This window comes from Maritalea mobilis (genome assembly GCF_019800885.1).
Taxonomy (GTDB): Bacteria; Pseudomonadota; Alphaproteobacteria; order Rhodobacterales; family Rhodobacteraceae; genus Roseibacterium; species Roseibacterium beibuensis.
Map to the genome: position 1 here is coordinate 1,351,534 of NZ_JAHVKE010000001.1, position 20,024 is coordinate 1,371,557.

The 20,024-nt window shown below is 62.9% G+C and carries 16 protein-coding genes; 8 read left to right on the top strand and 8 right to left on the bottom strand.

Annotation, left to right across the window (positions count from 1 at the left end; all coding sequences use genetic code 11):
• Positions 1-81 precede the first annotated feature (81 nt).
• From acsA to KUV65_RS06525, 4 genes are read left to right on the top strand one after another with little or no spacing between them, the layout of a single operon-like run.
• Complete coding sequence (gene acsA / locus KUV65_RS06505) at positions 82-1,824, top strand: acetate--CoA ligase (RefSeq protein ID WP_222188659.1); 1,743 nt, start codon at positions 82-84, stop codon at positions 1,822-1,824.
• Positions 1,821-3,815, top strand: a complete 1,995-nt coding sequence (gene pdhA, locus KUV65_RS18085; RefSeq protein ID WP_261331604.1) for a pyruvate dehydrogenase (acetyl-transferring) E1 component subunit alpha — start codon at positions 1,821-1,823, stop codon at positions 3,813-3,815. The genes acsA and pdhA overlap by 4 nt, the downstream gene beginning before the upstream one ends.
• 1 nt (position 3,816) lies before the next feature.
• A complete protein-coding gene (locus tag KUV65_RS06520; RefSeq protein WP_222188660.1) occupies positions 3,817-5,064 on the top strand; it encodes a dihydrolipoamide acetyltransferase family protein in 1,248 nt (415 codons plus the stop codon).
• Positions 5,061-5,306: an acyl carrier protein gene (locus tag KUV65_RS06525; RefSeq protein WP_222188661.1), complete on the top strand. Its 246-nt coding sequence runs from the start codon at positions 5,061-5,063 to the stop codon at positions 5,304-5,306. The genes KUV65_RS06520 and KUV65_RS06525 overlap by 4 nt, the downstream gene beginning before the upstream one ends.
• 111 nt (positions 5,307-5,417) lie before the next feature.
• Here KUV65_RS06525 and pcaF read toward each other — a convergent pair whose 3' ends face one another.
• The 4 genes from pcaF to KUV65_RS06545 form a co-directional block, all read right to left on the bottom strand.
• On the bottom strand, positions 5,418-6,623 hold the full coding sequence (gene pcaF, locus KUV65_RS06530; RefSeq protein WP_222188662.1) for a 3-oxoadipyl-CoA thiolase: 1,206 nt from the start codon (positions 6,621-6,623) through the stop codon (positions 5,418-5,420).
• A complete protein-coding gene (locus KUV65_RS06535; protein ID WP_222188664.1) occupies positions 6,616-8,733 on the bottom strand; it encodes a 3-hydroxyacyl-CoA dehydrogenase NAD-binding domain-containing protein in 2,118 nt (705 codons plus the stop codon). The genes pcaF and KUV65_RS06535 overlap by 8 nt, the downstream gene beginning before the upstream one ends.
• A 148-nt stretch (positions 8,734-8,881) precedes the next feature.
• On the bottom strand, positions 8,882-9,124 hold the full coding sequence (locus tag KUV65_RS06540; protein ID WP_222188666.1) for a hypothetical protein: 243 nt from the start codon (positions 9,122-9,124) through the stop codon (positions 8,882-8,884).
• A gap of 134 nt (positions 9,125-9,258) precedes the next feature.
• Entirely contained in the window at positions 9,259-10,164 is a 906-nt protein-coding gene (locus tag KUV65_RS06545; RefSeq protein WP_222188668.1) for a hypothetical protein, read from the bottom strand.
• 440 nt (positions 10,165-10,604) lie between these two features.
• Between KUV65_RS06545 and KUV65_RS06550 the strand changes: the two genes are divergently transcribed.
• Positions 10,605-11,906, top strand: a complete 1,302-nt coding sequence (locus KUV65_RS06550) for a tyrosine-type recombinase/integrase (protein WP_222188670.1) — start codon at positions 10,605-10,607, stop codon at positions 11,904-11,906.
• Positions 11,907-12,271: 365 nt separating this feature from the next.
• Here the strand turns inward: KUV65_RS06550 and KUV65_RS06555 are convergent, their stop codons facing one another.
• The 4 genes from KUV65_RS06555 to KUV65_RS06570 all read right to left on the bottom strand — a co-directional run bounded on the left by KUV65_RS06555 (position 12,272) and on the right by KUV65_RS06570 (position 15,682).
• Positions 12,272-12,925, bottom strand: coding sequence for a DUF3800 domain-containing protein (locus KUV65_RS06555; protein WP_222188672.1), 654 nt, complete (start codon positions 12,923-12,925; stop codon positions 12,272-12,274).
• A 7-nt stretch (positions 12,926-12,932) separates the two neighbouring features.
• On the bottom strand, positions 12,933-13,907 hold the full coding sequence (locus KUV65_RS06560; protein ID WP_222188674.1) for a P63C domain-containing protein: 975 nt from the start codon (positions 13,905-13,907) through the stop codon (positions 12,933-12,935).
• The gene (locus KUV65_RS06565; RefSeq protein WP_222188676.1) at positions 13,900-14,826 is read right to left on the bottom strand and encodes an IS1595 family transposase; all 927 of its coding nucleotides are present in this window, start codon (positions 14,824-14,826) and stop codon (positions 13,900-13,902) included. The genes KUV65_RS06560 and KUV65_RS06565 overlap by 8 nt, the downstream gene beginning before the upstream one ends.
• A 244-nt stretch (positions 14,827-15,070) precedes the next feature.
• Positions 15,071-15,682, bottom strand: coding sequence for a LuxR C-terminal-related transcriptional regulator (locus KUV65_RS06570; protein ID WP_222188678.1), 612 nt, complete (start codon positions 15,680-15,682; stop codon positions 15,071-15,073).
• 269 nt (positions 15,683-15,951) lie between these two features.
• Here KUV65_RS06570 and KUV65_RS06575 point away from each other — a divergent pair, with 269 nt between their 5' ends.
• The 3 genes from KUV65_RS06575 to KUV65_RS06585 all read left to right on the top strand — a co-directional run bounded on the left by KUV65_RS06575 (position 15,952) and on the right by KUV65_RS06585 (position 19,977).
• A complete protein-coding gene (locus KUV65_RS06575) occupies positions 15,952-16,476 on the top strand; it encodes a molybdopterin-dependent oxidoreductase (protein ID WP_222188680.1) in 525 nt (174 codons plus the stop codon).
• A 140-nt stretch (positions 16,477-16,616) separates the two neighbouring features.
• Positions 16,617-19,157 (top strand): hybrid sensor histidine kinase/response regulator, encoded by a 2,541-nt coding sequence (locus tag KUV65_RS06580; protein ID WP_222188682.1) that lies wholly within the window; start codon positions 16,617-16,619, stop codon positions 19,155-19,157.
• 175 nt (positions 19,158-19,332) lie between these two features.
• On the top strand, positions 19,333-19,977 hold the full coding sequence (locus KUV65_RS06585) for a hypothetical protein (RefSeq protein WP_222188684.1): 645 nt from the start codon (positions 19,333-19,335) through the stop codon (positions 19,975-19,977).
• Positions 19,978-20,024 lie beyond the last annotated feature (47 nt).

Genomic DNA, 20,024 nt, shown 5'->3' on the forward strand with positions numbered 1-20,024 from the left:
ATTGTTATTGCAACGGAGTTTGACCTGAGTCATGTCGCCCCGTCACCGCCATGCACACACTGTCGGCGGGAGGATACACCGATGATACGGGACAGCGAAATGCCGCTGCCCGGTGCCAGTTCGGGTGCCGGAGTGCCGGCGACGCAAGCCGATACATCCTCGGAGGTCTGGGCCGAGGCCCAACGCTTCATCGACGGATGGAAGGGAGGCATCAACATCGCGCATGAGGCGCTGGACCGGCATGTGGCCGCGGGCCATGGCGGCGACCTTGCGATCCGATGGCTTGGGAAGAACGGCACGCGGCGCGACCTGCTCTATGCAGATCTGCTGGCCGAGGCGAACCGCTTTGCCAATGTTCTGACGGACCACGGGCTGCACCCCGGCGACAAGGTCTTCGTGATGGCCGGCCGTGTGCCCGAGATCTATGCCGCCGCACTCGGGACGTTGAAGGCCGGACTGGTGTTCACGCCGCTCTTCTCCGCCTTCGGGCCGGAACCCGTCCGCACCCGCATGGAGATCGGCGGCGCGAATGTGCTGGTGACGACGGAAGGGATATACCGACGCAAGGTCGCGGCTTGGGCGCATGAGATCGAGACCCTGAAGCTTGTCCTGATCCTTGGCGACACGGCGCCGGAGGGCTGTGTCGCGCTTGGGCCTGCCCTGGCGGCGGCGTCGCCCGCCTTCGACACGGTGGCCACACGGCCCGAGGACCCGGCGCTGATCCATTTCACCTCCGGCACCACTGGAAAACCGAAAGGCGCGGTGCACGTCCACAACGCGGTCCTCTACCATGCCTATTCGGGGCGCAAGGCGCTTGGCCTGGAACCCGGGGTCAAATACTGGTGCACCGCCGACCCGGGTTGGGTCACCGGCACCTCTTACGGGATCATCTCACCGCTCGTGAACCGCGCGACGATGCTGATCGACGAGGCCGAGTTCGACCTCGAACGCTGGTATTCGACCGTGCAGGACGAGCGCGTGGAGGTCTGGTATTCTGCCCCAACCGCGATCCGCATGATGATGCGCGAAGGCGCGGAGGTGGCCAAGCCCTTCGACTTCTCGTCGCTGAGGTTCTTGGCTTCGGTCGGCGAACCCCTGAACCCCGAGGCCGTCGTCTGGAGCGAAAAGGTCTTCGGCCAGCCCTTCCACGACAACTGGTGGCAGACCGAGACGGGCGGCATCATGATCGCCAATCAGCCGGGCATGGAGGTGAAGCCGGGCTCGATGGGCAAGCCGCTGCCGGGCATCACGGCGGGCATCGTCGAGCGCGTGGATGGTGCGGTCAGGGAACTTGGCCCCGGCGAGATCGGCGAGCTTGCGCTGCGTCCTGGCTGGCCCTCGATGATGCGCGCCTACCTCCACGAGCAGGCGCGCTACGACAAGTGCTTTGTCGACGGATGGTATCTGTCTGGCGACCTCGCGATGCGGGACGCCGATGGCTACTTCTGGTTCGTGGGCCGTGCCGACGACCTGATCAAGAGCTCCGGCCACCTGATCGGGCCGTTCGAGGTGGAAAGCGCGCTGATCGAGCATGACGCCGTCGCCGAGGCGGGCGTGATCGGCGTGCCGGACGAGACAGCGGGCGAGGTGGTGAAGGCCTATATCACGCTGAACCCCGGCTTCGACCCTTCCGAGGCGCTGGAACGCGACATCCGCGGACATGCACGGAAAAAGCTCGGCCCCGCCGTCGCGCCGCGCGAAGTGGTGTTCCGCAAGACGCTGCCCAAGACCCGCTCGGGCAAAATCATGCGCCGCCTGCTGAAGGCGCGCGAGCTGGGCCTGCCCGAGGGGGATATTTCCACACTGGAGACCGACGAGACATGAGTGCGATCGACAAGCCCCGCCTCGACCGGGCGCACGTGCTGGACCTGCTGCGCCAGATGATCCGCATCCGCCGCTTCGAGGACAAATGCGCCGAGCTTTACACCCAGGAAAAGATCCGAGGTTTCCTGCATCTCTATGACGGGGAGGAGGCGATCGCGGCAAGCGTGATCCCGGCGCTCCGCGAGACGGATCGCATCGTTGCAACCTATCGCGAACACGGCCACGCGCTAGCGCGCGGCGTCCCTATGACGACCGTCATGGCCGAGATGTTCGGCAAGGCCGAGGGGTGCTCGGGCGGGCGCGGCGGATCGATGCATATCTTCGACGCGGCAACCAACTTCTATGGCGGGAATGCCATCGTGGGCGGGGGCCTGCCGCTTGCCGGTGGTCTCGCGCTTGCCGACCGGATGCAGGGCGCGGCGAATGTCACCGCCTGTTTCTTCGGGGAAGGTGCGGTGGCCGAAGGAGAATTCCACGAGACGCTGAACCTTGCCGAACTCTGGGATCTGCCGGTGCTGTTCGTCTGCGAAAACAATGGCTACGCCATGGGCTCGGCCATCGCACGGACGGAATCCGAGACCGAGATTTTCCATAAGGCCCAAGCCTACGGCATCGAGGCCGAGCGCGTGGACGGTATGGACGTGGTCGCTGTGGAGGTTGCCGCGCGCCGCGCGATTGCCCGCATCCGCGAAACGGGACGGCCGCATTTCCTTGAATGCAACACCTACCGGTTCCGCGCGCATTCGATGTTCGACGCCCAGCTTTACCGCGACAAGGACGAGGTGGCCGCGTGGCGGGCCAGGGGCCCCATCGTGCGATTCCAGGGCTGGCTGCTGGAGAACGGGCTGATCCACCAATCCGACGTCGACGTGATCGAGGCGCAGGTGGCCGCCGAAATTGCCGAGGCCGTCGACTTCGCCGAACGCGGCAGTTGGGAACCGGTCGAGACGTTGGAGCACCACGTCCTCGGACCGCAGCCTGCACCACCAGCGCCGCCTGACCCCGCCGGAAAGATGGTGGAGACGACCTATCGCGAAGCGGTCAAGCAAGGCATCCGCGACGCGATGCTGCGCGACGAACGGGTGTTCCTGATGGGCGAGGACGTGGGCGCCTATGGTGGATGCTACGCGGTCTCCAAGGGTCTGATGGCCGAGTTCGGCGAAGACCGCATCCGGGACACGCCCCTGAGCGAATCCGGGTTCACGGGCGCGGGCATCGGCGCGGCGGCGGCGGGCATGCGGCCCATCGTGGAGCTGATGACGGTGAACTTCAGCCTTCTCGCGCTCGACCAGATCATTAACACGGCCGCTACGATCCGGCATATGTCGGGCGGGCAGTTCGGGGTGCCGTTGGTAATCCGCATGGCCACGGGCGCGGGCAAGCAGCTTGCCGCGCAGCATTCGCATTCGCTGGAAGGGTGGTATGCGCATATCCCCGGGCTGAAGGTGCTGGCGCCCGCAACGCTCGAGGATGCAAGGGGGATGCTCTGGACCGCGCTGGAGGATCCCGACCCGGTGCTGATCTTCGAGAACGTGATGCTCTACAACATGAGCGGTCAGATCGACGAGGCCGCCGGACCGGTCGACATCTCGAAGGCCGCGGTACGACGCACGGGGAAGGACCTCAGCCTCATCACCTATGGCGGGTCGCTTTTCAAAACGCTGGAGGCGGCGGAGGCGCTGGCGAAGGACGGGATCGAGGCCGAGGTGATCGACCTGCGCAGCCTGCGCCCCCTTGATGACGCGACCATTCTGGCATCGTTGGAGAAAACCCGGCGCTCGGTGATCGTCGACGAGGGCTGGCGCAGCGGCTCGCTTTCCGCCGAGATCATGGCGCGGATCATGGAACAGGGGTTCTGGTTCCTCGACGGGCCCGTCGCCCGCGTCTGCTCGGAGGAGGTCCCGATCCCCTACCCCGCGCATCTCGAACAGGCCGCGATACCGCAGGTCGAAAAGATCGTCGCCGCCGCCCGCGCGCAGATGGGGCGCTGACATGAGCGTCTTCACAATGCCGTCCCTCGGTGCGGACATGGAGGCCGGACGGCTGGTCGAATGGCTAGTGAAGCCGGGCGACACGGTCAGACGCGGCGATGTCGTGGCGGTGGTCGAAACCCAGAAAGGCGCGATCGAGATCGAGATCTTCAAGGATGGCACGGTAACGGAGTTGCTGGCTGACCTCGGAAGTGAGCTTTCCGTGGGCGCGCCGCTTGCCACGGTGCTGGCCGAGGGAGAAGCCCCAGGCGCGAGACCCGGAGCGCCCGCCCCGTCTCCGCCCGCGCCAGAAAACGCCAAAGCCCGCGCGGCAGAACCGGACGTCGCACCGGCGACCACGGAGCCCCCCGAGGCCAAACCCGCGCCGCAGTCGCCACCGGCGTCTGTCCGTCAGCCGAGTCCCGTGCCGACCGCGCCACCCGCTGCCCCCGGCCCCAGGCGCGCATCACCCGCCGCGCGGCAACTGGCCGAGGCGCATGGCATCGACCTGGCCACCCTGACCGGGAGCGGACCCGGCGGGGCGATCCTGTTCGCCGACGTGGAGCACGCGACCAGTGGCGCGCGCGACACGAAGGCGTCGCCTATAGCGGAAATGCGCAAGGCCATCGCCGCCGCCATGACCCGCGCGAAGCGCACCATCCCGCATTTCTACCTGTCCCAGACCATCGACGTGGACCCCGCGATCGCCTTCCTCGAACGCCGGAACGCGGGATGTCCGCCCGAGGACCGCATCCTGCTTGGCGCGCTGTTCGTCCGCGCCACGGTGTTGGCCGCTACCAAGGTTCCGGAAATGAACGGCCACTACCTTGACGAGCAGGGCTTTGTCCTGTCACCCGCGGTGAATGCCGGCGTCGCCATCGCGCTGCGCGGTGGCGGCCTGGTTGCGCCTGCCCTCATCGATGCCGTGTCCATGACGCTGGAGGAGACCATGGCAGGGATGCGCGACCTTGTCGGACGTGCCCGCGCCGGTCGGCTGCGCGGCTCGGAAATGACGCAAGGCACGATCACCATCTCAAGCCTCGGCGAAAGCGGGGCCGAGGCCATGACCGGTGTCATCTTCCCGCCGCAGGTCGCGCTTGTCGGAATCGGCGCGCCGCAACTGCGCCCATGGGTGGTCGACGGGGCCGTGGTGCCACGCCACGTCGTGACGCTGACCATATCCGCGGATCACCGCGTCAGCGACGGGCGCAAGGTCGCCCGCTTCATCGCGGCCTTCGAAACCCTCATTCAAAAGCCGGAGACCCTATGACCTCACCTGATTACCGGGCGGTTTTCCTCGAGGAACTCTGCCGTATCGCGCCGGACATCGACCCCGAAACCGTGGGCGACAACGACCATATTCAGGACGACCTGGAACTGGATTCGATGGATATCCTCAATCTCGTCACCGCCCTGAGCGAACGTCTGGGCATCGACATTCCTGAAAAGGATTACCCCGCGATATCAACCGTCAAATCGGCGGCCGATTACTTGTCGCGGCAAGGGGCGTAGGCCCGGCGCCTTGAACGGAACGTCGCTTGGGTGTTGCGAGGGTTCATCGACCGCGCCTCCGCCCGGACAGTTGTGCCGCGCAGGGGGCGCGCAACCCGCCACCCGCCCCGGTCAGACCCGCTCCAGCGCCGTGGCGATGCCCTGGCCCACGCCAATGCACATGGTGGCGAGCGCCATGGTGCCGCCGGTAAGCGACAGCTCCAACGCCGCCGTGCCGACAAGCCGCGCGCCAGACATGCCAAGGGGATGGCCAAGCGCGATGGCCCCGCCGTTCGGGTTCACCCGCGGGTCGTCATCTGCGATGCCGAGGTCACGGAGCGTGGCAAGCCCCTGGCTGGCGAAGGCCTCGTTCAGCTCGATCACGTCGAACTGGTCCGCGCCAAGACCGAGGCGCGCCATCAGCTTTTTCGAGGCTGGCGCAGGCCCGATGCCCATGATGCGCGGCGGAACGCCTGCCGTCGCACCGCCAAGGATGCGCGCGATGGGCGTCAGGCCGTGGGCTTTCGCCGCCGCCTCGGAGGCGATGATCAAGGCCGCCGCCCCGTCATTGACGCCCGAGGCATTGCCCGCCGTGACCGTCCCCCCGGCGCGGAAGGGGGCCTTGAGCTTGGCGAGCGACTCTGCCGTGGTGTCGGGGCGTGGATGCTCGTCGGCGTCGACAAGCACCGGATCGCCCCGCCGCTGCGGGATGCTCACCGGGGTGATTTCCCGCGCGAGGCGTCCACTGGCCATCGCCGCCCCGGCCTTTTGCTGCGAGCGGAGCGCGAACGCGTCCTGATCGGCGCGGCTGACGGCGAAGTCCTCAGCCACGTTCTCGGCCGTCTCGGGCATCGAATCGACGCCGTATTGGGCCTTCATGACCGGGTTCACGAAGCGCCAGCCGATCGTCGTGTCATGGATCTCGGCCGCGCGGGAAAAGGCGCTTTCGGCCTTCGGCATGACGAAGGGCGCGCGCGACATGCTTTCGACCCCGCCCGCGATGGCCAGGTCGATCTCGCCCGCCCGGATCGCGCGCGCCGCCGTCATCACGGCGTCCATGCCGGAGCCGCAAAGCCGGTTGATCGTGCTGCCCGGAACCTCGACCGGCAAACCGGCCAGAAGCGCGGCCATGCGCGCGACATTGCGGTTGTCCTCTCCCGCCTGGTTGGCGCAGCCGAGGATCACCTCCTCCACGGCGGCCCAGTCCAAGCCGGCGTTGCGCTCCATCAGCGCGCGGATCGGGATCGCGGCCAGATCATCGGCGCGCACCGAGGACAGGGCCCCACCATAGCGCCCGATGGGTGTGCGGATGTAGTCGCAGATGAAGGCCTCAGGCATCGCCGCGTTTCCTTTTCTCGTTCTCGGCCCGCTCGGCCCGGAACGGGGCCAGCATGTCTTCGACCGGTCCCCTGCGGAAGGTCTTGCCCGCCGCCCTGGCGACCGCGTCGAGCATGCCAGCGATCTTGGCCTCGGACTGGCCCGAGCCCCACCAGATCGGCCCGCCCCGCCAACGTGGAAAGCCGAAGCCATGCACAAGCGCCACGTCGATATCGCCCGGCCGTTGCGCGATGCCCTCTTCAAGGACCAGCGCCGCTTCGTTCAGGATTGCCCCCAGCAGCCGCGCCTCGATTTCTTCAACAGGAATATCGCGCGGGGTCACACCGGCCGCCGCGCGGGCCTCGGCCATGATCCGGGCCGTCGTCTCGGATGGCTCGGCGCGGCCCGAAGGGTAGTCATGCCAGCCACCGCCCGTCTTGCGGCCAAGCCGTCCGGCCTCGCAAAGACGGTCGGGGATGGTGCAGTAGCGTTCCTTCGGGTCGCGCGTGGCGGCCAGGCGCTGGCGCGTTTTCCATGCGATGTCGAGGCCGGACAGGTCGCTCACCGCAAGCGGCCCCATGGCGAAGCCGAACCCGGTGGCGGCGGCATCGACGGCCTGCGGGGTCGCGCCATCCTCGACCAGGAACTCGGCATGGCGGCGATAGGCGGCGTAGATCCGGTTGCCGATGAACCCCTCGGCCACCCGCGCGACGACGGGCTGCTTGCCAAGGCGCTTGGTCAGCGACAGGGCCGTGGCCAGCGCGCTGTCATCGGTCGCGTCGGCCCGGACGATTTCCAGCAACCGCATCACGTCGGCGGGCGCGAAGAAATGCAGGCCCAGCACGCGCGCCCGATGGGACACCCCTGCTGCCATCTCGTCGATATCAAGATAGGAGGTGTTCGTGGCGAGGATCGCATCGGGCCTAATGTGGTGTTCCAGATCGGCCAGCAGGTCCTTCTTGATCTGCATGTCCTCGAACACCGCCTCGATCACCACGTCGCAGTCCGAAAGATCGGCGCGTGAAGCACTGGATGTCAGTGCATCGAGGCGGCGCTGCGCCTCGTCCGGCGCGATGCGGCCTTTCTGCACCTGCCCCTGCAAGTTGTCCGCGACCGCCATGGCCGATGCGCGGGCAGCCTCGGCATCGCGTTCGACCAGCGTGACGGGCAGACCGGCCTTCAACGCCGCGCGGGCAATCCCCTGCCCCATCGTGCCGCCGCCGACGATGCCGATGCGGGTGATCGCCATTGGCCGCGCTTCCAGCCCGTCGATCCGTCCGGCGACGCGTTCGGCGAAAAACAGGTGGCGCAGGGCATAGGCATCCTCCTCGCCCCGCAACTGCTGGAACACGCGCCGTTCCTCGGCCAGGGCCGTGTCCGCATCCGTGTCCGCCGACAGGCGGGTCAGGCGGATCGCCTCGCGCAGGTTCGGGCGCCCCTTGCCGCGTTTGAGCGCCGAGGCCTCGGCGGCGTCGATTTCGTCCGGTGTATCCACGGGCACCGGCAGATCCCGGAGGATGCGTTTGGTTGGGGCGGCCCGGATCGCCGAGATGGCGGCCGCGATCAGGTCATCCGGCGCGTCACTGTCGGCGATGGCGTCGATCATGCCAAGGTCCAGCGCCTGTTGCGCCGGAACCCGCGTGCCGCCTGCGATGAGCCCGATGGATTTGGCAACGCCCACAAGCCGCGGCAGGCGTTGGGTGCCGCCCGCCCCCGGCACGATCCCCAGCGTGACCTCGGGCAGACCCACGACCGCGCGGGGCGCGGCAATGCGCAGGTCGCAGCCGAGGGCCAATTCGTAGCCCCCGCCGAGCGCCGCGCCATGGATCGCGGCGGCGACGGGATGCGGGCAGGCCTCGATCGCGGCGATCACGTCGGGCAATTGCGGCGCAGCAAGGGGCGCGCCGAATTCGCGGATATCGGCCCCGGCGATGAAGGTCCGCCCCGCCCCGATCAGGACGACGCCCGAAAGCGTGTCATCGCCCGAGGCCCGCCCGATCGCCGCCAGGAGCCCCTCGCGCACCGCGAGGCTGCCCGCATTCACAGGCGGGTTGTCGATGGTGACGATCGCGACCCCGTCGCGGTTCTCGACGCGGATCACGTCACTCTCGGCGGTTATCTCGGCAGTCATTTCGGCAAATCCAGGCTAAAGCGGACAACAACGTTGCGTATGACGTGGGTGGAGCTGCCGAACACCATCACCTGCCACTCCGCAGGATCGGTCCGAGCATCATCTGACCGACGATCTCGCGTGGCGCCAAGGCGTCAAGTCAACTCCATCATCTCCCCAGATATACTCTGATAAAGCGCGCTTTGGAAAACCCTGAGCAGACCGGCATCCGCACCGGTCGGATCGCTATGCCGGACTGCTCGATGACGGTCTCGAACAGGCCCGACAGATCGCGCACGTCCGAGGTAAAGTGTGCGACCCGCTGTCCGCGCGAGGACGCCGACAATAAGGCGCGACGGATCATTGGGTTTGCGCGCCCCCACAATTCAACGCCCGGCAGCAGCGCGGACACGACCACCTATCTTGGGCCGCCCCCCCTGTGATGCCACTCCGCGGTCCCTTTAAGCGTCGTGAGCGCGCGGAAAAGCGTGCTCTCGTGATGTAAGACCGAAACAGATCGGCACCGCTACCGCGGGTATGCCGGGTCTATCCCCCCTCCCGCCAGGACAGTGCAAACGGCACCGCAGCGGTGCCCTGGGCCCCCGGCATGACAAACTCCCCGGTCAGGCCGGCCGCGTCGATCTCGGCCGTCCAGGTGCCGGACATCGGAACATCGCGCGTGAAGGGCGTGCAGGAGGCCCCAAGTTCCCCGGCAACATGGCTGACCACCGACAGATCGCCCGCCGCGCGGCCGGTCAGACCGGTGCCGTCATCCAGCCTGCGACCAATCAAGGTCAGCTCCGAGGTGATGACCCAATCGGCGCAGGCCGTCGCGCTGCCGCCGGGCTGGCCGTCTGTGCCCGGGCGAACCAGCGTGATGCGCCCCTGCCCCTCGACCACACCGGTGTCGCCGAGCGCAATGGACAGACTATTTTCGGAGAGGGTACAGCCCGCGGGCAGGCCGTTGCCAGCACAGACCGCCGCGGCATCCAGGATGCCCACAGCTACCGTCGGGTCGGCGAAGATCGACTCCACAGACATGTCGGGATCGATGCCCAAGGCCAGAAGTTCAGCGCCACTCAGCAACCCGAAGGCCGCGGCGCGGAAGCGATCGGCGGCCAACTCGCCGTCACCGGATCCGATACCGCCCATGAACTCGAGCATCTCGAGGGCGAACATCTGTTCGAACCGCTCGAAAAGGCAGTCGAACACGTCCTGCCTGTGGAGATCGTCACCGACATGCACCCGCTGCGCGCCGAGCAGAGCCCCCATCATCTCGGGGCCATTCTTGGCCGACATGCGCTCCTGCCATTGCAGGACCAAGGCAGCGCGCTCTGGCAGGGCCCGAAACTCCGCATCGCTCATGCTACAGGCCGCCTCAGCCGCGCTGGCCGCAATGCACAGGACGGCGGCGCAAGCGAGCCCTCCGATCCGGTGAGATGTCCTGTCCATGCTCTCCTCCTGTCTGGCTTGGCCGCGGGCATAGCAGAGAAAAAGAATGCCGCCGCATGAAAGGCACTTATAACCAGCACCGCAGAAAGGACCAAAACCTTCGGGTCTATCAATCAATGCCCCTCGTTCATCTCAGGTCACCAGGCAGCGAGGGGCGACGGCTCACCGTCCAAACTCAGCCGCCTCACAAGCGTCTGGAAAGGCGCGCAAAATTCTTGGGATTTTTTTACCGGGAAATGAAACGGACGCAGTGGCGGAGGAGGTGAAAGGCAAAGGATGGTATCAGCGTGGTTCGTGCCGCTTCATGAAAACCCGCTAGCCAATTGATTTACTTTTCCTTTCTGGATCATGGCGTTCCAATCCGTCTTATGGCGGAGTCTGGCAGGCCATCGCCATTTGCTACCTTTTCGACAGCAAGGTAGCACAAGGAGATCCGACCAATGGCATTGACGGTGAAGCAAATCGAAGCCGCCCGTTTTGGAATTGAAAAGGAACGGTTGAGCGATGGAGGCGGCCTTTATCTACGGCTCTTTCCGAACGGTTCCAAAAGATTTCAGGTTCAGGTCGCCCGGGCGCCAGGCAGCAAGTCTCGCGGCTGGATCACCCTGGGTGCTTACCCTGAACTTAGTCTGAAAGCGGCCCGTGGGATGGCAGCGCAAGTGCGGGCGATGGCAGATGAAGGGAAGACTATTGACGACATCCGGGGCGTCATGAAGGGCGAATGCGTGGGCGGGCCGGAAACGATGGGAAGTGCTGCGAACCTTTCGCGCTCTGGCCACCATCCGAACGACGCGGACCTGCCGCCAGATGGATCTGACTTGCTTTTGCGCGAGGCGGCCAAGGAATGGTTCGAGAACAAACGCAAATCCCTCAGTAGCGGCAAGCACATCGACCAAAACTGGAACACCATCGCGGCCTACGTTCTGCCCACTCTTGGAGATATGCCCGTGTCCACGATTCACATGTACGACATTATCGAGACGTTGGCGCCAATCTGGCACGCCAAGAACACGACGGCTTCCCGGACCCTTGCAAGACTGAGAGAAATCATCGAGCGGGCGCGGATCAAGTACAGGCTTGAGATCGCGAACCCGGCGGTATTTTGCACGCGCACCGCATTCGGATACACACGTCATCGTACGAAACACCATGCCGCCTTACCGCTCGGGCGAGTACAAGAATTCTGGCAATGGCTTGAAGAGGTGCGTTGTGACGAGACGACCCGCCTTGCAACACAACTCTTGGTGCTGACGGGCAAACGGACCAATGAGGTTCGTTTTGCGGAATGGGCCTTGATCGACGCCGCCCAGCGTATCTGGAATACGGATGCGCGCCTGATGAAATCCCGCCTTCCTCATCGGGTCCCATTGAGCCATCAAGCAACCCGGGTGCTGGAAAACGCAAGCTTCCTGACTGGTGGAAAGAAACTGGTTTTTGCGAAACCGAGTACGAAAAGCGGATCCTTCAGCGAGAATACGATCCTCAACCTTGTGAAACGGTTTGACCCTGAACTCACCGGTCACGGGTTTCGTGCAAACTTCAAAACGTGGTCTAGGCGGGCGAAAGGGTATGACTTCGACGCGATCGAGTTCTCGCTGGCGCATGTGCAAACGAAGCTTGAAGAAGCGTACATGCGCGACGACCTCATTGAGGAACGGGCAGAGTTGATGCAGGACTGGGCGGACTTCGTCACCGACGGGAGCCTGCCGCAGTCGCTTCGCCAGCAGTTGGGCCGTGGCTAACGCATTTTGCAATTGAAGGCCCGGCACCAGTGCATCGTTCGCGATCCAAAAGTGTCACGGACCGGCAACCGTGGTGCGGGCCACCGTTGAGATGGGCGGAAAGCAGACCTTCGCTGCGCATCGCATGAAGGACCAAAGGCAGTGACATGATCCGCGTGCTGATCCATCTGAAGCTACGCAAGAAGGACTGGCGACCGACATTTATGTTGCCAAAAATTAGGGGGCTATATACTTAACTAGCCAAGCGGTCGGTTCTTGAAGCCGGGGCATCTACGTGCTATTCGATAGCGTAGCAGCCTTTGCTTGGTGAACGGCCCCTGGGCCTCCTCGTGATAGCCAAGATCGCCGATATGGCGGGCTGCCCATCAATAGTACAGCGTCGTCCCGTGTGACCAGAGATCGTACTCGTAAGTTATCTGGTGCTTGATCAAGTCATAAGACCTTTGATCCTGTCGTTCCCATTTCCTCTGGATCGCCCAAGCGCAGTAGTCTGCGACCTGTAGGCATGGATCACACTGGGATGGCCTGAAATCCACCGCCCAGTTTGCACTGACGGTCTGCGACATTACATCATTGAGCTCTCTGCAGAACGTCATTCGTTCCTTCTTCGTCCCGATGGATGCCGCTGTCACCAAGAGGTTGTCTCCGTCACCGAGTTGCGGAGCGATGGCGTGTTTGAACTGGTAAAACCACGGATACTTATAGAACCGCGCTTTGCTGGTTGTGATTTTCGGATGCGCCTTCGCCTTCTCGCAAATTGTGGCCTGAATACTTACCTCGTGCCGGCGGATCACATCAAATACTTGATCTCGGATCTCCTGCTTGTCGGTAGTCGCATGAAAATAGTCCGAGACAGGCTCTTTACCCCAAACCATTTTTCGCCGCAGCCTCACTAAATCTGCGGCAACGCTCAAGTCTGACAAGGTAACGGTGCAGATTATGAAGTAGTCAGATATGTTCTGGCCGCGCTTGAACGTGAAGCAACCAGCTTCGTCGGCAAACAGATATTTCTTAGCCAATTTCGACCTATTCAATAATTTTATTCATTTCGTCAAACAAGAATGGTGCAATAGAGACGGTTTTTTGCTTCTTTGCCGCTGCCTTAAAATGCTCAATATCAGTGCACATCTCCATCAACCCTTGAACACGTCCGATCTGGTGAATCAGCATGTTCCGGCCATCCTGATTGAGCCACTGGTGAAAACGGGCGCGCCGCTTGCCTTCGTCTGTGATGTTTAGGCGGTCAAGTTCCTTTTTGACGTAACCATTTTCGAGAGGTTCATAGACATACTTGTTGATGAACTTGCCATAGTACTGCGGGCGCTTGCCGTGGCTAGTGTCGTTTCCATAAAGCCTGTCCAACTCGCCAAAGAACGCGGCAGGAAAGGTTTGAATCCACTTTTGCAATCCCTCGGCAATGTACTTCGATAGCAATATCCGAAGGGCCTGATGGGATCGGTCAAGTTGGTAGCCTGTGGCTTCGTCTACCAGGGCAATGATGCCAACTTGTGCAAGTGCCCTGACAAGCACTTCGGCCTTCTGGGCAATGTGCCGTTGATTATGGGGAAGCACATCCGCGTCGCGCGCTTGAAGAAATACCTCGCAAACCATCGGCAGGATTTCCGCGCGGTATCCACTTGCTACCGCACCTGACGGAAGATGAAAATGAATGGGGCGGCTCTTCTCCAAAAGTTCTTTTGAAATAAATGGCTTAATTGATTTTCCCTGCAGGATTGCAGGAAGCTGCTCTTCACCCCCTTCTTTCCTCACGTTGGCTTTTCGGTGCCTGCCCATAGCCTCCAAGAATGTCGCTTGGGTCAGCACTCGTGTTTCATCGTCAAGCACATAGCACTCAATTTCGGTTTCGCCGATTTGAATCGGAGTGTGAGGTGCCCCCGCGACCGTCTTGCGCATGTTCGACTTGAGTTTTCCTAGCATGGCGTCTGCGACACTCTCGAACGCGTCGGGAATTGGCTCAATCAGGTTCTTCTTCTCAGGCATTAATTAGGCTCCTGTAGGTCAGCCGCTTATTAACCATGCGGTCGATGGTCATTTCGATGAAATCCATAGTGCCGAACTGCGCTGTGTTGTGACGGAAGGAGAACTCCTTCACGTAGCGATGCAAGTGCTTGGCGCTCATGTAGTGATAGATGCCGATGTAGCCGCGCTTGAGCAGCGACCAGAAGCTTTCGATGCCATTGGTGTGAGCCATGTCGCGGATGTATTCGCCAGCCGAATGGTTCACGCGGATATGCTTGTAGCCCGCCGCAGAAAGACCAATGTAGCCGCCATGTGTGTCGGTCACGATGGTCGCGCCGCTCTTGCAGTGATCGCGAACAAACTTTTCCAGCTTAGGTGCTTTGGTGTTCTCGACCACTACTGCACGAACTGCGCCATTTTGATCGCGGACGCCAACCACAGCAGTTTTGCCGACTACGCCACGGCCCGCCCGAAGTTTCTTGTTGGCGTGTTTGTTCTTTTCACGCCCGCCCACATAGGTCTCATCAACCTGCATCTGACCGTCCATATGATCGTCGCGGTCTTTCAGCCAAGTCTCACGAATGCGCTGCGCAAGAAACCATGCGGTCTTCTGGGTGACGCCCAATTCACGGGCCATCTGCGTGCTAGGGATGCCCTTGCGGGCGCTGGTGAGCATGTAGATTGCCAGAAGCCACTTTTGCAGGGGAAGGCGGCTTTCGGCCAGCACAGTGCCGGTGCGGACGCTGAAATGCTTTCGGCAGTCCTTGCAGCGATACGGCATGGGCTTGTGGTCCTTGCACTCGGTCACGCTGACCGAACCACAGTGACCACAGACAGGCTCGTCGCCCCAACGCTTTGCTTCGAAGAATTTGCGCGCGGCTTCCTCGTTTGGGAACTTCTGGAAGAACTCAAAGGTGGAAAGCGTTTCTGGGTTCGACATGATGCAGGCTCCTTATGGACCTGTGTAACTTAACTAGCCAAGTCGCGAAATAGAAAAATGGCTAGTTAGGTATATAGCCCCCAAAAATTATGTCGCCCGCCGATGAAAGCCCCAGCGATGATCGGACGCAGACGGCGTTCCATCAGTTCCCTAAGCGCGTCCTCCTGAAAATCTTGTCAGAGAGGCCAACTCATGACGAGGGTAGTCAAAGCTTATACAACCTACCGGTTATCGATCGGGCGGATCAGATCAGCATGAGTTCGCGGCTGATGATTGCAGCATGCGCCCGGTTCCGCGCGCCAAGTTTTCGGCAGATGTTGCGCATGTGCATTTTCACCGTCACCTCGGTGATGGAGATGTCCCGGGCGATCTCCTTGTTCGTCATGCCGTCGGCCGCCAGCCGCAGGATGTGCAGTTCACGCTTCGTAAGATCTTCCTGTCCCTTGCTGGCCATCGCAGCCTTTGGCTCGCCATCCGGTTTCACCGGGATAAATGTCTGGCCCGACTGGATCAGGTGCAGCGCACTGTCGAGGGACCTCAAGGGCATGGTCTTGGGAATGTAGCCACGCACACCAAGCGACACGCAATCCGACAGGAACCTGGAATCGAGGCTTCCCGTGAAGAGAACGACGGACGCTCCTCCGGCGGCATCGAGCACCGCCTTGACCGAGGCCAGCCCGGCCATACCCGGCATCTTGAGGTCCAGCATGATAATATCGAATGCCGCCGTCGAAAGCTTTGCAAGGAGGCCCTGCAACGCTTCGACCAGCGTCACCTCGTAGTCGCCGGTCTTCGCCAGGGCGGCTTCTACCGCCTGCCCAAGAAGAAGATGGTCGTCGGCGATGATCAGCTTCATAGCGCGCAGTTTCTCCGCTGTACTTGGCGCACCCCGTATGGGAACGGCGGCGCGATCTTCGACTGGCCGCCATCGACAGGATGCCACGCCGGTCCCTGCCGAAAACAGCGCACGGGTGTCAAATTAGAAGCATTTCTGGCAAAGAAAAGGAGAAGGCATGCCCATTGGGCGGCATCCATCCTTATGGGTGGATGGAACCGACGAAAGATATGCAGCTCATACCTTTGACAGATTTGTTTGGCATTGGGGAAGTGAGAAACAGCTTGAGAATGCGATACACCTATTCAAACACCCGCCGGGCCGTGCTTCTCGCGATAGCGGCTGCGGGTGCGCTCGCCCTCCAGGGGGGCGGGGCCACCGCACAGCAGGCAGAGGCACCGCCGGACACAATCCTGACGGTCGTGCCCGCGCCCGGCGCCATGCCCGTTCACTTCACCGACGCCGATCTCGCCGATCTGCCCCAGCACTCCTTCCAGACGTCCACGATCTGGACGGTGGGGGTGCCGGAGTTCTCCGGCCCTTCTCTTGCGAGCGTTCTTGCGGCGGCAGGCATGGAGGACAGCGTGCGGCAGATCCGGCTCACGGCGCTCAACGACTATGCCGTGCTGATCGACATTGAACAGATCGAGGAGGACGTGCCCATCATCGCCAACCGGATGAACGGCGCGACGTTCAGCGTCCGTGACAAGGGACCGCTCTGGGTGGTGTTCCCCTTTGACGCCGCACCGCGGTATCGCGCCGAAACGATCTTTGCGATCAGTGTCTGGCAGCTACGGCATATCGAGGCTCTTTGATCGTGGAAGGCCGGGCAGGCATCTCCAACGCAACGGGCTGGCGTCCCCATGCCGTGGCCTACCTGCTGGTCGGCCTTCTGGTGTTGAGTTTGATCGGCCTCGCCCATGGCGCATGGCGCCTTGAGCAGAACCTCAGGGCCGTGCGCGAGGCCGAAGGCGACAATCGCGCCTGGAACGTGTCGCAACTCGAGACGGATTATCAGGATTTTCTGTTCGCGTTGCGAGATGCGAGGGATGCCTTTCAAAGCGGCCCGCCGCTGTCGATCCAGCGGACGGACAGCGAAATGCGGCTCGAGTTTGACATCTTCTACAGCCGCATCACCGCCTTCAACGCCACCCTCAGGCGGTCCGAATTCGAAGACGAATTCCGGGCGCGCCTCGATCAATTGCTGACATTCCGTGATCTCACCGCCGATGCGGTCGATGCCATCACGGCGGGTGACATCGCCGCCCTCGACGCGCTCTATTCCAATGTCATCGCGTTCGAGGTCGATATCCGGGAATTGACGGTTGGCGCGCTTCACGCGCTTGTCTCTCGTGCCGAAGCCGCCAGGCTCGAGGAACAGCGGCTGCTTCGGTCATTCCTGGGGCAAGCTGTCCTCCTCCTCGTTCTTACGCTGGTCTCGGCAAGCCTTGCCCTGCGCCTTCTGGGACTGATCCGCAGACAGGCGGAAGAGACGCTCCAGGCGCAGGCCTTGGTCAACAAGGCTTTCGAAGGGGCGCAGGAGGGGGTGCTTGTCTGTGATGCCGATGGCCGGATCCTCCTGAGCAACCCGACGGCTCGCGAGATCTTCGGCTATGATCCGGGCGAACTAGAAGGAAAGCTTCTTGAGGAAACGGTTGTTCCGGCTTTTCGGATGCGCCGATATCGCATGGGCATGGCAGAGGCACTCGCTCAGGTGCGCGCCGGAGAAAGCGGCGGCCTTGGTCCCATCCAGTTCGAGGGGCTGCGTTCCGACGGCGAGGTCTTCAAGGCTTCCGTCGCCTTGCGTGCAGAGGCCGCGTATGACGAGGCCCTGCGCATCTTTGTCTTCGTGCGCGACATCACCGAACGGTTCGAGTTCGAAGAACGGCTGCGCGTGGCGTTGCACGAGGCGCGCGAGCATTCCGATGCCAAGGGTCGGTTCCTCGCGACCATGAGCCATGAGCTGCGGACTCCGCTGCACGGTGTGGTCGCGTCCCTCGACCTTCTGCGCAACGGCGAGTTTGACGACGAGACATCATCTCTGCTCGCCACGGCGAAGAGTTGCAGCGAAAGGGCGCTGACGCAGATCGACTACGCGCTGGATGCGATCCGCAGCGAAGGCGACAACGAGGCCCCGGCACCGTTCGACCCGGTCGCAGCCGTCCGCTCGATAATCGCCGAGATGGAACCCCTGGCGCGTCTGGAGGGCAACGTCATTTCTCTCGACCTGCATGGCCTGGAAGACCGGACGAGGATTTCTGGTCAGCCCAAGGCCTACGCGCGCACGGTATTCAACCTCGTCGGCAATGCGGTCAAGTTCACGTCCGGCGGGCACATCACGATCCGGCTTGAAAATCGTCCCACCCGCGGAGCAGAGGCGCGTGAGCTGCTGACGGAAGTGCGCGACACTGGCCCCGGCATTGAAAGAAAGGACTGGGAAAAAATCTTCGATCCGTTCGAACAGAGCGAGGCCACCCACCAGGCCGCCGCCAACCCGGGTTTCGGTCTCGGGCTTTCGATCGTGAAACAGGACGTGGCACGCATGCGTGGCAGGATCGAGGTCGACAGCGAAGTCGGGCAAGGCGCGTGTTTCCGGTTCACGATCCCCTTCGTGGAAGTCGGCGCGTCCGCTGCGCCACAAGCCGATCGCCGCGATGGGGAGACCGTCACGGCGAAACGGACGCCCCGCCAGCCCATGTATTCCCGCGCGCTTGTCGTTGACGACAATCCGGTAAACTGCGCACTGGTCGCGCGGATGTTGGAGCAAATGGGCATTGCCACGCAGTGCTGCGTTTCGGGCGCGGAGGCCGTGGAGATGGCCCGAACCCGTCGCTATGGGTTGATCCTGATGGATGTCCGGATGCCCGTTATGGACGGTGTCGAAGCCACCGAGATCATTCGCCGTGGCGGTGCCTCCCGCGACGCCGTGATTATCGGGATCACGGCACATGTGGATTTCACGTCGTCCGAGGCCTACCGAGGTTCGGGCATGACCTCCGTATTGATCAAGCCGTTCGGCAAGAAAGACCTCGCGCGCCATCTCGAAGAACACCGTACGGCAGGACACGCGGATGTCGCGGTCCCCGACATGAGCGACGAGGCGCGGCATCGGGCCCTCGTTGCCCTGCGCGACGCGCTTGACCTGATCGGTGACAAGGTCGGTTTCGCGCTTGCGTCGGATGTCTGCGCCGGGGCCCGGGCTGCTATCGCTGCGGCGCGTGCCAAAGACCCGACCACGGCCGACAAGGCCCATTCCGCGGCGGGGTCGGCCCTGATGTTGGGGCTGTCCGATCTGGGAAGACTGCTTCAGGATCTCGAACGTATGGCGGATGCCGCCGAACCGACGGACACCCAAGCGCTGCGGACGCTTCTGTCGTCGCTGACCCTTGAGGTCCATACCGTTGACGAGGTGCTTCGGGATCTGTCACGCGGCGACCCAGGTGGTCACCAGAATGCGGCGGGTGAGGCAAAAAGCATCTCGGTCGCGTCCGAGTGATCGCGCAGACGCGCCCCTGTCGCCTCTCCATTCATCCGCGCCCATTTATCGAAAGTTTGCCCTGGTAAACCTTTTCGCAATGCGACTGACTTCCGTGCGGTTGGTCAGTTCGTGGGGCATGTGACACCTTTTCAAAAAAAGAGAATTCCTGAGAGGCGGAAAGGCGGGGGCACCGATGCTGAAAAGACTTGTCGCGATGATCAAGAAAATTGACGGGCACGGCTTCATGGAGCCCATGCCCTGTGCAATGGGCGGCGGCGCGTCGGTCGACATAATGGCGCCGGCGCCCCGCTGGACCGCTGACGCCAGGCTCCACCCCACCAGCAGACCCACTCGACCATCCGACTGCCATCAGACGCCGTCGCCTTTGAGCGCGGTGTCCCACCTGCTTGGGCCGAACGCGGTCGAAAGACGCATGGTCATGTTGGTCCCCGAAGGATCCACCCTCTTGCGTCACGCGGGCTGGCTCGATGACGCGACGCAGGGCTGCAGCACCACGTCCGAACCCGCAGATGTGCGCGGCGCGCCGAATGTCGGAGATTCACCTGGCGCCATACTGCTCGTTGACCTTGCAGTATTCCCGCGTCTGGCCACCGCAATCGACTGGCTGATAGCACTTCGAAACGACGTGCCCGGTGTCGTGGTCGCCGTGGCCTTCGACCAGTTTCCGGAGCACGACATGAGCTGCGAAAGGTTCCAGGTCGCCGACGTGAGCGTGCGCTTGCCGATTTCTCGCCCGGCGCTCGGGTTGGCGGTCAGCGCAGCGATGACAAATCATCGGTTTACATTGCCACTTCGGCGGAAACCGATACTGCACTGAGTCAGTGTAGCACTGGACCTCGGTGACGACCTCTTGAGGCTTCAACG